Source organism: Daejeonella sp. (assembly GCF_044348475.1).
GTDB lineage: Bacteria > Bacteroidota > Bacteroidia > Sphingobacteriales > Sphingobacteriaceae > Daejeonella.
Genome location: NZ_JBIKSU010000055.1, coordinates 1 through 14,116, shown reverse-complemented (window position 1 = coordinate 14,116; position 14,116 = coordinate 1). Strand labels below are relative to the sequence as shown.

Sequence of the window (14,116 nt, the reverse complement as noted above, 5' to 3'; positions counted from 1 at the left end):
ATATTTTTGCGGCACCTTGTAAAAATCAGGATCGCCAAGATGAGTAGCTCTATCAGCATAGACTCTTCTCTCAGCCTCGATCATTACCTGCATGCTTGAGTCAGAATTAAATCCATAACGTTTGAGTGGGTATTCCTCTACAGAACTTAAAAGTTGCAAAAGTGCGATTCCACCGCTAGAAGGTGGAGGCATGGTTATTACTTTATATTGCTTGTAATTTCCAACTAGCGGTTGGCGCCATTGAGCCTGATAATTTTTCAGATCTTCTTTACTAATCAAGCCTCCGCCGGCAAGCATTTCAGAAACAATTTGATCAGCCACTTGGCCAGCATAAAAGCCTTCCCGGCCTTTATCTCTAATCAATTGAAGAGTTTTGGCAAGGTCATCCTGGATCCAAATATCTCCTTTGGCCCACTTATCCTTAATAAAATATGTTTTCCCAGGATTATACTTTTTTAGCGACACCTGCATTTCTGCAAATTCTTTGGCCTGACTTTCTGTGATGGGGAATCCATTTTTAGCAAGATCCAGTGCAGGCTGTACAACTTCGGCCCAGCTCAATTTTCCAAAACGGGCATGAGCCTTTACCATTCCATCTACGCTTCCAGGAACTCCGGCAGCTAAATGGCCAAAAATACTTTTTTCTGTTATCGCATTACCCGCTGAATCCAGGTACATATCACGGCTTGCATTTCCCGGTGCTTTCTCTCTAAAATCAAGTGTTGCTAGTTCTCCAGCAGCCGACCGATACACCATAAATCCACCTCCGCCAATATTTCCGGCATCAGGATAAACAACTGCGAGTGCAAACTGCACAGCAACTGCCGCATCTACAGCATTTCCACCTTTTTTTAAAATATCAAGGCCTACTTTAGATGCAGAAGGGTGAGCAGAAACTACCATTCCGTTTTTATATTGGCTGCTAGCGTTTTTCCCTATCTGCCCACCAATACAGCCTGAAAAAAATAGAGCCAGACTAAAAATAACCAGCATGATTAAGGCAGCTCTGATCTTTATATTTTTATGCATTTATATATATATTATCAATTTGTGACTTATATTTTTGTAAAATCATTTTTCTTCTTAAACTTAGTTTTGGGGTTAGTTCACCGCCATCAATACTCCATTCATTACTCAGTAATTCAAACTTTTTAACCTGCTCCCAATTTCCGAAATCCTTATTAAAATTATCAATCACAGATTGTATCTTATCTATAACCCTTTGGTCTTTGATCATTTCTTCATTCGTTGTATATGGAATAGCTGATCTGCCACACCAAGCCGATAATGCTGGAAATGAGGGCAATATTAATGCAGCTGGGAAACGTTCATTTTCACCGATTACAATCACTTGCTCAATATAAGGCGATTCTTTAAATTTATTTTCAAGAACCTGTGGGGCTATGTACTTTCCTCCGGCAGTTTTAAATATTTCCTTTTTGCGATCCGTAATACGTAAATATTTGCCTTCCAAAAGCTCACCAATATCTCCGGTATGGAAAAAGCCCTCCTTGTCAATCACTTCATCGCTTAAATCAGGACGGTTGTAATAACCCTTCATTACATTTGGACCCTTACATAATATTTCTCCATCATCAGCAATTTTAACCACTACATCTTTGATCACTTTACCTACGGTTGTAAATTTTGCATCACCAGGTTCAAGTCCGTTTACGGCTATAACTGGCGATGTTTCAGTCAATCCATACCCTTCTAAAACCGGCATATTTGCTGCCCAAAAAACACGTGCAAGCCTGGGTTGCAGGGCAGCTCCACCAGATACAATGGCCATGATTTGTCCACCTAAAGCCTCACGCCATTTATTAAATATAATTTTATTCGCAATCTTAAGCTGAACGGCATAGAAAAATCCATTTTTCCCATCCATCTCGTATTTGAGCCCCAGATTAAGTGCCCAAAAGAACAATTGTCTTTTAATTCCTGTTAAACCTGCCCCTTTGGCAACAATCCGATCGTAAACCTTTTCAAGCAGTCGCGGAACTGTTGTAAAACCATGAGGTTTCACTTCAGCAAGGTCTGCAGCTATGGTATCCATACTTTGAGCATAGTATATAGATATGCCCAGGTAGAAATACATATAAAAAACCATCCGCTCAAAAATATGAGAAAGAGGCAAAAAGCTTAAGGCTTTAGAAAAGTTTTTGGGATACATCACTGAAGATGCAATGCAATTACTCACCAGGTTGTCATGGGTAAGCATCACTCCTTTAGGTGTTCCGGTTGTGCCTGAAGTATAAATTAAAGTCAAAAGATCAGTAGGAAGAATACGATCGCGATAAATTTGAAGGTCAATTGGTTCGGAGCGATCTGCAATTTCAGACAGTTCCATCCAATAGGGCACGCCTTCAATCTGATCAAAACTATAAATCTTTAAATCAAGTTGTTCGTTTTTCCTAATGTTGTTCAGTTTTTCATACAGTATACTATCAGAAACAAATACAATTTTGACTTCAGCATCTTTCAAAATAAATTTAATATCATTCTCGGCGAGTGTAGGGTACATGGGTACCTGGGTTGCACCAATCTGCATAATTCCAAAATCGCAAATATTCCATTCTGGCCGGTTGGGCGACATGATCGCAATTTTATCATCCTTCTTGATGCCTGAGGCTATTAGCCCAGTGCTCACTTGGTTTACTAAACCTACAAATCGCTCAGTCGAATACTTTTCCCAATGCCCATTCTGCTTGGCTGCCACCATATCATCCTTCTGATACTTTTCAACAGAAAGTTGTATAAGATCAAAAACCCGAGTTATTTCTGCCATAAATACACTTATTTTATTCTGATAATTTAGCAAATTAGCTAAAAATTAAGGGCTCTTCAAATAAGATTAAATTTAGTTTCATGATTTTTCATCCTTAGGATAAGGAATCAAAAAAAATGAACGCGTTTTATTTTTACAGCACTTGATGAGCTTCACAAACCATTAGCAGGAGCCACTGAGCTTTTTTGGTATTAGGGGAACGGTACGAGTATCGGTTCCTCTATAAACATAGAAATGGTGCTGGCGATTTATTTTTGAGTGCTGACTGAGTTCTTGGCTTGGATTATAAAATAAACGGAGCTCCATTAAATCTGCCAGAAACAACTAAATAAAAATTAGCCTTCGGCTGCTTTTTTGTTAGTTAATTTTTAACCATCGCTTCATTACAGCCACTTGAGCTGGTGTAGTAGCTTCAAGAGGCGCAATTCTGAATTTATGATTTGGATTTCTAACAAGCACCACATCGATATTCAGCATCTGAGTATCACGGTTAACTAGAACTTTTACCTGATCACCAACACGCTTATTGGCAATAAACTTATCCACTTCAGATAATCTAGGATCAGAATCCTTATTGATCTGCTGATCATTCATAGATAGAATTTCATCATTCACATTTAATCCTGCTAGCCACGCAGGACTTTCACGAGAAACCTTGCTAATTATAATCTTTCCATCTTTTAGCGAAGTTGCCGCTCCCAAATATGCATCATTTACAGAGGCAGCATCATCAATCAGTGCTAGGCCAGCATAATTTAAATAGGTATTATAGTCGATGGTTTTAACTCCATTAATATAATCTGCATACATTGAATCAAAAGATTTTCCGGCTATTTTTTCTACCATCGCTTTAAATTCTGCATCGGTATAACCTCTAGCTTTTTTAACAAAATACTTGTCATACATTGCCTTCATTACCTCATCAAGCCCCGATTTACCAGCGGTAGAATGAATAATTTCTAGGTCCATGATCAAGGCAATTAGGGAACCTTTACTATAATAGGAAATGGTTGAATTAGCTGAATTCTCATTTGGGCGATATTGCTTGATCCAAGCATCAAAACTTGCCTGACTAACAGGATCTACACGATTACCTGGCTGATTCTCAACCTGACTGATCGTGTTTGCCAAATTCATAACAAAACTCTCAGGGCTTTGCAATCCGGCTCTTTGAGTATAAATACCCTGGTAATATGAAGTGAACCCCTCGGCAATCCATAAATTCCTTGTGTAATTTTCTTCGTTATAATTGAATGGGCCTAATGCAATTGGCCTGAGCCGCTTCACATTCCAAAGGTGAAAATACTCATGCGAAACAAGGCTTAGAAATCTTAAGCGGCCTGCCTCTGTAGCATAGGAATTGCGACTAGCGCCTAAAACCGTAGAATTTAGATGCTCCAAACCTCCACCACCTGAGTTTAAATTATGGACAATGAACACATACCTTTTGTTTGGGTTAACACCAAATGTTTTGGTTTGCTCCACAACAATTTTTGCCATATCTCTTTTCAGAATGTCTTTATCATAATTGCCGCCTCCGTACATCGCAACCTCATGTTTTACTCCGGCTGCGTCAAACTCAAAGATATCCTGATTACCAATTTCAAAAGGAGAGTCATACAGTACATCAAAATCTGGGGCATTAAAGGTATTAACCTTTGATGCTACCATTTCAAGACCGGTAGATATTTTTGTCCAATTTTTATAGGGTTGAATGGTGATAGTTGATGCTGAATTCAGCTGCCCTTCAGGATACATGAAAATTCCCGTTGGAGATAAAAAAGCATGTGATTCATCTACAAAACTAGTTCGGACAGATAGTTCAAACGCATAAACGCGGTAACTTATCTTGATACTACCCTGCTTTTGGGTTGCTATCCTCCAGGTATTTTTATTTACTTTCTGGGCCTTTAAAGATGCACCTGCGGTATTAAACGCCTCAAAAGACTCTACATTTTTACTAAATTCTCTGATTAGATAAGAACCAGGTGTCCAAACTGGCATTTTTAAGTCGAGAAATTCACCATTTAAGCCTGAAATTTGCATGGCAACATCCACATAATGTGTCTGAGGTTCTGAAAAAGATATTTCATACGTGATTTTATTCTGGGCACTTATTGAAGTAGTCATAATTGCAATCAAAAAAAATGATATCAGATATTTCATAATCGGATTAATAATTGGTTGGGCCAAAAATAACTTTTTAATGGATTTTTCAATGGTTAAGTAAACAGCAGGCTGTAAAATAGTTGCTACATTCAACTAATTACCAGGTATAAAAATAGATTTGTATACTAATTATGCAAGAACCTCTCGCTAATCCGCTATTATCAGCCTCTAAGAAATATCTGAATGCCCTTTCAAAAATGGTTAATCAGCTATCAATAGACCGATATCATTATGTTCTGGTATTAATTGATTTTCATGATGAGAATCTTTCTCAGAAGGCGCTTGCCGAAATTTTACATATCGATAAATCATACATGGTCAATATTCTAGATTACCTAGAAGAAAAAGGCTATATACTTCGAGAAAAAAATCCATACGACCGCAGAGAGCAGTTGATCAGATTGACAGCCAAAGCTCAAAAAGATATCCCTGTTATTAAAGAGGCTATTCAAGAATTAAATAATAAATCACTTCAAAATATAAGTGAGTCTAAAAAACAAATTTTCAATGAGGTTTTGAGTATAATTCAGGATAACCTGATCAAAATTGAACCTAAAGAAATTAAAAAGCCACATACTATTTTAAAAAACTATAACTAATTATATGAAAGTAAAATACATCGTATATATAATCATTGTGACTCTTGTTGGTGGAGCAATTGCATACCGCTTTAATAAAAATAAAGCTCAGAAAGCGAGTATGGGTGGTCGTAAACCGGGCGGGCCAGCAGCTGTGCTCAGTGTAAATGGCATAATTACAAAAACCGAGAATTTTTCTAATTCACTTTCAATTGCCGGGTCAATCGAAGCCAATGAGCAGGTTGATATCCGGAGTGAAATTTCTGGACTTGTAACCGCAATTAATTTTACAGAAGGCACTTCGGTAGGTAAGGGTAAAGTATTAATAAAGATCAATGATTTGGAGCTTCAAGCCCAATTATCACAGGCACTAACTAAACAAAAATTAGCTCAGGAAACTGAATATAGAGCGGGCATGCTGTTACAAAAGGAAGCGATTAGTAAGGAGGAGTATGATGTTGCATTGGCAGAACTAAAGTCATTGCAATCACAAACCCAGCTCATTCGTGCTCAACTATCAAAAACGCAAATTCGTGCTCCATTTAGCGGGAAAATAGGTTTAAGAAGTATTTCTGCAGGCGAATACATTACACCTTCTAGTACTATTGCACGTTTAGTGAGTACAGACCCCGTTAAAATTACGTTCTCGATCCCAGAAAAATATGCTGGATCAATCAAAATGAATACGCAAATTTCCTTTACTGTATCTGGCTCAAAGAATGTATACAAGGGGCTCATATATGCCATTGAGCCGGGTATTGACATATCAACCCGTACCTTGCAACTAAAAGCAACAGCATCAAATTCAAAAGGCGATTTACTACCCGGTTCATTTGCAAAAATTGATTTGCCGTTAATGAATGTGAATGATGCTATTTTAATTCCTACAGAATCTATCATTCCTGTACTTATGGGCAAAAAAGTTTTTATTAGTTCAAATGGAATAGCTACAGAGGTGATGGTTGAAACCGGAACAAGAACTGAAAAATCTGTTTTAATAACCTCGGGGCTAAAGGTGGGCGATACTGTTTTGACAACCGGAATTATGTCTTTGAAAAAAGATGTACCTGTTACTGTTAACGTTGTCAACCAATAACACATCATATCAGGATCCGGATTATCAGTTTAAATTAAATACAATTGCACAATGAGTTTATCAACCACCAGTATAAAAAGACCTGTATTAGCAATCGTAATGAACCTATTGTTGGTTCTTTTCGGTATTATCGGGTTTAATTTTTTAGGTGTCAGAGAATTTCCTTCCATTGATCCTCCTATTGTATCTGTACGTACCAGCTATCCGGGTGCAAACTCAGATATCATAGAATCACAGATTACTGAACCACTTGAAAAGGCGGTAAATAGTATTGAAGGAATAAAAAACATCTCATCTTCTAGTAACCAGGGTACCAGTAACATCAATATTGAGTTCAATCTAGATAAAGAGCTTGAAGAAGCTGCAAACGATGTAAGAGATAAAGTTTCACAGGCAGTACGGTCTTTACCTAAAGACATTGACGGGCTCCCTGTGGTGTCAAAAGCAGATGCAAATTCTGAGGCTATCTTATCAATGACGCTGCAAAGTGATAAAAGGAATCAATTAGAATTAAGCGACTACGCTGAGAATGTGATCGCTCAACGCTTACAAACTATTCCAGGCGTGAGTGGGATTCAAATTTGGGGGCAAAAACGCTTTGCCATGAGGATTTGGATTGACCCTGCAAAACTTGCCTCATACCGCCTTACAGCATTAGATGTTAAAAATGCTCTTGACCGTGAGAATGTGGAACTTCCCTCTGGTAAGATTACCGGAAATTCTACAGAATTATCTGTAAAAACACTAGGCAATCTGACAAATGAAGAACAGTTCAATAATCTGATCATACAAAGCACAGGAGACAATACAATCAGACTCAGAGATATAGGAACGGCAGTGCTAGGGCCTGAAAATGAAGAAACGATGCTTCGCTCATCTGGAACACCTATGATTGGAATGGGTCTAATTCCGCAGCCTGGTGCTAATTATCTTGAAATCTCAAACGAATTTTATAAACGGTATGAGCAAATTAAAAAAGAGCTCCCTGCAGACTACAGAACTGATATTGCTATCGATACAACTGTTTTTATCAAGCGCTCGGTAACGGAGGTTGCAGAAACTATTTTAATCTCGCTTATACTGGTTATTCTTATCATCTTTTTGTTTTTCCGCGATTGGAGTATCGCCTTCAGGCCACTAATTGATATTCCAGTTTCATTGATATCTACCTTTTTTATTATGTACCTTTTTGGTTTTTCCATTAATGTACTAACACTACTTGCAATTGTTCTGGCTACTGGCTTGGTGGTAGATGATGGTATCGTGGTAACTGAAAATATATTCAAAAAACTAGAAGAAGGATACAGTCCGATAGAGGCTGCAATTAAAGGTTCAAACGAAATCTTCTTTGCCGTTATCTCCATTTCGGTAACCCTTGCAGCAGTTTTCTTACCGGTTATATTCCTTGAAGGATTTGTAGGTCGGCTCTTTAGGGAATTTGGAGTAGTGATTGGTGCGGCCGTGTTAATTTCAGCATTTGTATCCCTATCATTAACCCCAATGTTGAATGCCTACATGATGAAGGCAAATAAAAAGAAAACCAAATTCTATAATTGGTCGGAACCTTATTTCGTGAATATGACAACTGGTTACTCAGAGTCGCTTACCAGTTTCATGAAAAAAAGATGGGTTGCATTTCCAATCATTATTGTATGTATTGCGCTTATCGGTCTTTTCTGGAACATTTTGCAAAAAGAAACAGCGCCATACGACGACAGAACAGCAGTAAGCTTACAAGTTACTACACCCGAAGGCTCTTCTTATGATTATACAGATGACTTTATCTTAAAGCTAACTAAGTTAATCGAAGATTCTATTCCAGAAAAGGAATTCAACCTAACTGTTACTTCACCAGGATTTAGCGGTTCGGGCGCAGCAAATACAGGTTTCTTAAGAATTCGATTAAGTGAACCCACCGAAAGAAAGGCTACACAAGCACAGATTGCAGAACGTCTAACTAAAATCACAAAACCATATACAGATGGCCGGGTATTTGCTATTCAGCAGCCCACAATTTCAGTATCTAGACGTGGTGGTTTACCTGTAAATTACATTATTCAGGCCCCAAATTTTGAAAAATTACGTGAAAAGCTTCCATTATTCATGGATGAAATTAGCAAAGACCCAACATTTACTGCAACTGATGCAAACTTGAAATTCAATAAACCAGAAATTAATGTAACCATTAACCGTGAAAAAGCGAGAAATCTGGGAGTTTCTGTTCTTGATGTTGCTCAGACCCTGCAATTTGCACTCAGCGGACAGCGATTTGCCTATTTTCAAATGAATGGGAGACAATACCAGGTAATTGGGCAGTATGACCGTATTGACCGAAATGACCCATTAGACCTAACTTCGATTTTTGTAAGAAATAATAAAGGAGAACTCATACAGCTCGACAATCTGGTGGCCGTCCAGGAAACAAGTACACCACCTCAGTTATACCATAATAACCGATTCATGTCGGCTTCAGTATCAGCGGGACTAGCACCAGGAAAAAGTATTGGTGATGGGATTGATGCGATGGATAGAGTAGCTGCAAAAGTACTCGATGATACATTTACTACAGATCTAGGTGGCGAATCAAGAGATTTCCGAGAAAGTTCTTCGAATACACTGTTTGCATTTGGGTTAGCTCTTCTTTTGGTTTATTTGATATTAGCAGCGCAATTCGAAAGTTTTATTGACCCTTTTATCATCATTCTAACCGTTCCAATGGCCGTTGCAGGTGCATTTTTATCACTTTGGATTTTCGGGCAAACCTGGAATATATTCAGTCAGATAGGAACGATCATGCTCATTGGACTGGTAACCAAAAATGGAATTCTAATTGTAGAATTCGCGAATCAATTGAAAGAACAGGGTAAGCCAATTGCAGAAGCAATTGTGGAGGCCTCTGTAGCCCGACTAAGGCCAATCTTAATGACTAGTTTAGCAATTGCCCTAGGTGCATTGCCTATTGCTATGGCATTGGGTGCAGCAGCAAAAAGCCGAATGAGTATGGGAATTGTTATTATAGGTGGAACTTTATTCTCTTTGATTTTAACACTCTATGTTATCCCGGCTATCTATTCCATGTGGTCAAGAAAGCATAAAGAAATGCCAGAGATGACCGGAATTAAAACTCCACAGCACGATGAGAAGGATTTACTTAAAGTTTAAGATATCGCTACCGAATTAAACGGGAAAACGCATGTTATAATGTATATGAACAAACAAACTTTTACACGATACCTATTCCTAATTCTATTACTGGCAGGAAATTTACAGGCACAGGAAAAATTGAGTCTGGAACAAGCTGTGCAACAGGCTCTTGAAAACAATTTTGATATTAAGCTAAACAAGAATGACGTTGAGCAAGCAAAAAATAACGTAAGCCGTGCCAATGCAGGAATGCTTCCTATAGTAACAGGAAACTTTAGCACAAATAATACCGTTTCAAATACTAAACAAACACTTTCAAGTGGTCAAACACAGGAAAGAAACGGTGCAAAAAATTCAAATCTTGTATATGGCCCCGTAGTTAACTGGCAGGTATTTGATGGTTTTGAAATGTTTGCTAGATACGATAGGCTCAAAGAACTGGAACAATTGGGTGAAGCAAATTTGAAACTCACTATTCAAAACACTATTGCCGATGTAATCAACAACTATTATGATCTAGTGTCACAACAAAAGCTAATTAACGCATTAACTGGAGCACTGGATATTTCAAGATTGAGGCTTAAAAATTCAAATAGCAGGTTCAAGATCGGAAAGGCCGCTAAACTTGAAGTACTTGCAGCATCGGTCGATCTTAACACAGATACCACCAACCTGCTCCGTCAAATTGATGTTTATCGTAGTACCAAGATCAGACTGAATGAATTGTTAGCTAGAGAAATATCAACAGAATTTATCGTGTCTGATACAATAATTATTGGCAACATCTTGCTTTTGAATGAATTACAAGCTTCTGCATCCCAATTAAATCCAACCCTGCAGTCTGCATTAATAAACCGTCGAATTGCAGAAATCAATTTGAAAGAAGTTAAAGCAAACAGATACCCCAATATAAATATCAACTCAGGCTATAATATCAACAAGGCAAACTCAGAGCTCGGATTTGCACGAACTTCAAACGGTAGAGGGTTTAATTATGGATTAACTGCTTCAATAAACATCTTTAATGGATACCTGCAAAAGAGAAATGAAAAAAATGCATTTCTACAGATAGAGAACAGCAAACTTCAATTTGACAAAATAACCCAAAATATTACTTCACAGATTACTTCCTTATATCAAACCTATCAAACAAATCTAGAACTTGTAAAATTAGAACAAGAAAACTTAGAGGTAGCAAAGCAAAATATGGACATTACTCTTGAAAAATTCAGGCTTGGTAGTGTTGCGCCACTTGAATTCAGAGAAGCTCAACGCAATTATATTGATGCTAATGCCAGATTTACAAATTCTCAATTTGAGGCAAAATTAGCAGAAATTGCGCTGATGCAACTTTCGGGAAAGTTAAATCTTCAATAACAAACCAATACTACAGAAAAATATAATTATCAATGTTATTAGTTGCAGATAGCGGCTCGAGCAAGGCCGATTGGATTTTAACAGTATCAGAACATCAGAACATTTCTTTCAGAACAAGTGGGATAAATCCATTTTTCCTATCTGAAAAAGAGATTATCAAGATATTTCAAAACACACCTGAAATACAACCTTATACAGATCAGGTAAAGGAAATTTATTTTTTTGGAGCAGGCTGCTCGAGTCCGGATCGGCGCGAACATATCTCAAACGCTCTATCCAAAATATTTAAAAATGCTTTTATTAGCGTTGACATAGATATCATAGCCTGCATTTACGCTACAACAGGAACATCTGACGGAATTTGCTGCATATTAGGAACCGGCTCAAACATTTCATATTTTGATGGAAAAAGAATTCATGAAAGCAAACACGGCCTTGGCTATATTTTAGGCGACGAAGGGTCAGGAACCTATTTTGGCCGGCAATTGATCACCGGATATTTGTATGGAACAATGCCTGCTGAACTTGCCGAAGAGTTTTATACTAAATACTCGATTGAAAAGGAGATGATTATCAAACGCATTTATCAAGAACCTTCTCCTAATTTCTATCTGGCGTCTTTTTCACCGTTTATGAATGAACATGTAGATCACCCTTATATCAATGCATTAATAAAAAAAGGATTTACTGAATTTATTGATACCAATATTAAATCGTACCCAGATTATACTAAGCATAACTGCCATTTTATTGGTTCAATAGCCTTTCATTTTTCTGAGATATTAAAACAGCTATGTCAAGAACAGGGAATTAAAGTTGGCAAAATTCTAAAACATCCAATAGATGAGCTTTCATTGTTTATTTTAAAAAATGGAGCAGAAATAATCAGATAATCTTAAATTCAATTCAAGGATACTGATAATTCAGGATTGTAGTTTATAGAATCCTCATAAGCATCGCAAAGCTGCTTTAAAGACTGGACTTCGAAATCAATACCCCATTGATTCCATGATATAAATCTAAGTTTATCGACATTTTTTCCATTGGTGGATATTTCTTCATAAATACCAAAGTTGCCTAAAAAGTAATAATTGATTTTCACTGCATTATTATTCAAAACATGCGACTTTATTAATTCAAACCGCATTGTTTTGATCCAAGTTTTTATTGCAGAAATTTTACTTTTTATCATAATTAGAGCTATAAGCTTCAACTAATTGTATTCGAAAATTAAGACAGAAACGCTAAGAAAAAGGTGATAAAAGTCACAAAAGGCACAGTATTTTTTAAATACTGCTTTTGGAAGCAATCAGGGGTTTTAATAAATAAAAAATTGCAAACTAATGACTTATGAATTTTAGGATACCCTTAATTACTAAAAAGTGTATGCTAAACTCAATATCTTGAACATAAATTCAAAAAATAAACTCCTATGCAACTCATGTTACAAAGGGCCTAAATTCATGTTCGTAACTTGTGCCAATAATTAATGAATTGACTCATGAAAATAGTAGAATACATCAGATCGAATATCGGAAATGTGATTTTTATAATCATCACTGCGATTGTCTTCTTTAACGCAGATGCCAGAACATTACTAATCAGAGGATTTATGATTACTGGATTATTTAATGCTGAAGTAAGCACCGAAACTAAAAAATCCGATCTTAACAGATTGGCACCAACTGGAATGACTTTCAGAAAAGAAGATGGTGAACTGCTGAATTTATCAGAGAACAAAGGAAAAGTATACTTCATTAACTTCTGGGCAAGCTGGTGTCCTCCATGTAGAGCAGAAATGCCTTCGATAAATAAATTAGCATCTAAAGTAGCGAACAAAGACAAGATTAGCTTTATTATGGTTGATGTTGACAATAAAATGGATGCTTCAGTTAAATTCATGAAGAAAAACTCATTTAACCTCCAGGTTTATGCTAGTGTTTCACCAATTCCGGAACAAATTTTTAATGGAACCCTACCCACTACAGTTATTATTGGACCAAACGGAAATGTAGTTTTTCACCATACAGGAATGGCAAATTACAATACTACAGAAATGATCAATTTACTGAATACGCTAAGCCGCTGATTTGAGATAGCGCTAAGTTGCTTCAATAAAATTTGATTATTTTTGACATAAAACAATTAAAAAGATGAAAAAAATCCTACTTATAATTCTATTAAGTGTTAGCATAACTTCAATCTGTAATGCCCAAACAAGTATAAACACAAAACAATCACTTGATAAAAGAGATACCTGGACGCAAAAAGACTTGATCGAACCATCAGACTTAGCTGCTATCCTTACTAATGCAAAGGCTAAACAAACTCAAATTTATAATATCGGAGTTGTAGATAATATAAAGGGTGCCAAAAACATGGGTGGTGCAAGTGAACAAGCAAACCTTGAGAAATTCAAAACTGCACTATCTAATCTGCCAAAAAATACTCAGGTAGTGGTGTATTGTGGCTGCTGCCCGTTTGAAAAATGCCCAAATATTCGCCCTGCATTTAACCTTATGAAAGCAATGGGCTTTAGTAATGGTAAACTACTAAACTTGCCAACTAACCTAAAACAAAACTGGATTGCTAAGGGCTATCCGGTGGAGCCTAAATAATTAGATCGAAGCAATTCTGAACATGGATAAAAAGATTTGTTTAGGGATAGCAGCTATTTCCTTCACTCTGTTCGGGATGACAGGTGCATAGCGCCAAAAAAAATAATTTTCAATCCAAAAGCGATGTCATCCCGAAAGCTGCCCTTCAGCAGCTGAGGGACCTTTGTAGTTATTAGAACAAATTAGTTCTGGGCATAGGTAAAAAATGACTCTCGCAAAGACGCGAAGGGTTTTCAATTAGTATGAAATTTCGTTTCCGTCATTACTTTGCGTCTCTGCGTCTCTGCGAGATAACTCTTCTAAATAAATAAAGACCCTTAATTTGTCTCTGCGAGACAAACGACCT

General features: G+C 37.0%; 11 protein-coding genes. 7 read left to right on the top strand and 4 right to left on the bottom strand.

All coding sequences use genetic code 11. The features are described from left to right. From ACIQZ6_RS09710 to ACIQZ6_RS09700, 3 genes are all read right to left on the bottom strand, one after another. A partial coding sequence (locus tag ACIQZ6_RS09710) for a gamma-glutamyltransferase family protein (RefSeq protein ID WP_395810561.1) occupies positions 1-1,029 on the bottom strand: 1,029 nt, incomplete at its 3' end. After that, on the bottom strand, positions 1,022-2,788 hold the full coding sequence (locus tag ACIQZ6_RS09705) for an AMP-dependent synthetase/ligase (RefSeq protein ID WP_395810559.1): 1,767 nt from the start codon (positions 2,786-2,788) through the stop codon (positions 1,022-1,024). The genes ACIQZ6_RS09710 and ACIQZ6_RS09705, both read right to left, overlap by 8 nt. Positions 2,789-3,145: 357 nt before the next feature. Continuing rightward, the gene (locus ACIQZ6_RS09700) at positions 3,146-4,918 is read right to left on the bottom strand and encodes a M61 family metallopeptidase (protein ID WP_395810557.1); all 1,773 of its coding nucleotides are present in this window, start codon (positions 4,916-4,918) and stop codon (positions 3,146-3,148) included. A 170-nt stretch (positions 4,919-5,088) separates the two neighbouring features. On the opposite strand from ACIQZ6_RS09700, the gene ACIQZ6_RS09695 reads away from it, so the two are divergent. From ACIQZ6_RS09695 to ACIQZ6_RS09675, 5 genes are read left to right on the top strand one after another with little or no spacing between them, the layout of a single operon-like run. Beyond that, positions 5,089-5,556: a MarR family winged helix-turn-helix transcriptional regulator gene (locus ACIQZ6_RS09695; protein WP_395810555.1), complete on the top strand. Its 468-nt coding sequence runs from the start codon at positions 5,089-5,091 to the stop codon at positions 5,554-5,556. A gap of 4 nt (positions 5,557-5,560) precedes the next feature. Further along, on the top strand, positions 5,561-6,631 hold the full coding sequence (locus ACIQZ6_RS09690; protein ID WP_395810553.1) for an efflux RND transporter periplasmic adaptor subunit: 1,071 nt from the start codon (positions 5,561-5,563) through the stop codon (positions 6,629-6,631). Positions 6,632-6,682: 51 nt separating this feature from the next. Next, positions 6,683-9,793, top strand: coding sequence for an efflux RND transporter permease subunit (locus ACIQZ6_RS09685; RefSeq protein ID WP_395810551.1), 3,111 nt, complete (start codon positions 6,683-6,685; stop codon positions 9,791-9,793). Between the two features lie 45 nt (positions 9,794-9,838). Next, positions 9,839-11,152, top strand: a complete 1,314-nt coding sequence (locus ACIQZ6_RS09680) for a TolC family protein (protein ID WP_395810549.1) — start codon at positions 9,839-9,841, stop codon at positions 11,150-11,152. Positions 11,153-11,184: 32 nt separating this feature from the next. After that, positions 11,185-12,045, top strand: coding sequence for an N-acetylglucosamine kinase (locus tag ACIQZ6_RS09675; protein WP_395810547.1), 861 nt, complete (start codon positions 11,185-11,187; stop codon positions 12,043-12,045). Positions 12,046-12,053: 8 nt separating this feature from the next. On the opposite strand, the gene ACIQZ6_RS09670 is transcribed toward ACIQZ6_RS09675, so the two are convergent. Beyond that, positions 12,054-12,344, bottom strand: a complete 291-nt coding sequence (locus ACIQZ6_RS09670; protein ID WP_395810546.1) for a hypothetical protein — start codon at positions 12,342-12,344, stop codon at positions 12,054-12,056. Between the two features lie 309 nt (positions 12,345-12,653). On the opposite strand from ACIQZ6_RS09670, the gene ACIQZ6_RS09665 reads away from it, so the two are divergent. Continuing rightward, entirely contained in the window at positions 12,654-13,241 is a 588-nt protein-coding gene (locus ACIQZ6_RS09665) for a TlpA family protein disulfide reductase (protein WP_395810544.1), read from the top strand. Between the two features lie 64 nt (positions 13,242-13,305). Continuing rightward, entirely contained in the window at positions 13,306-13,770 is a 465-nt protein-coding gene (locus ACIQZ6_RS09660) for a rhodanese-like domain-containing protein (RefSeq protein WP_395810542.1), read from the top strand. Positions 13,771-14,116: the final 346 nt, after the last annotated feature.

What these genes read in the sequence shown, in the direction of transcription:
- ACIQZ6_RS09705 (WP_395810559.1), bottom strand. Translation starts at nt 2,788, where the DNA reads ATGGCAGAAATAACTCGGGTTTTTGATCTTATACAACTTTCTGTTGAA.
- ACIQZ6_RS09700 (WP_395810557.1), bottom strand. Translation starts at nt 4,918, where the DNA reads ATGACTACTTCAATAAGTGCCCAGAATAAAATCACGTATGAAATATCT.
- ACIQZ6_RS09695 (WP_395810555.1), top strand. Translation starts at nt 5,089, where the DNA reads ATGCAAGAACCTCTCGCTAATCCGCTATTATCAGCCTCTAAGAAATAT.
- ACIQZ6_RS09690 (WP_395810553.1), top strand. Translation starts at nt 5,561, where the DNA reads ATGAAAGTAAAATACATCGTATATATAATCATTGTGACTCTTGTTGGT.
- ACIQZ6_RS09685 (WP_395810551.1), top strand. Translation starts at nt 6,683, where the DNA reads ATGAGTTTATCAACCACCAGTATAAAAAGACCTGTATTAGCAATCGTA.
- ACIQZ6_RS09680 (WP_395810549.1), top strand. Translation starts at nt 9,839, where the DNA reads ATGAACAAACAAACTTTTACACGATACCTATTCCTAATTCTATTACTG.
- ACIQZ6_RS09675 (WP_395810547.1), top strand. Translation starts at nt 11,185, where the DNA reads ATGTTATTAGTTGCAGATAGCGGCTCGAGCAAGGCCGATTGGATTTTA.
- ACIQZ6_RS09670 (WP_395810546.1), bottom strand. Translation starts at nt 12,344, where the DNA reads ATGATAAAAAGTAAAATTTCTGCAATAAAAACTTGGATCAAAACAATG.
- ACIQZ6_RS09665 (WP_395810544.1), top strand. Translation starts at nt 12,654, where the DNA reads ATGAAAATAGTAGAATACATCAGATCGAATATCGGAAATGTGATTTTT.
- ACIQZ6_RS09660 (WP_395810542.1), top strand. Translation starts at nt 13,306, where the DNA reads ATGAAAAAAATCCTACTTATAATTCTATTAAGTGTTAGCATAACTTCA.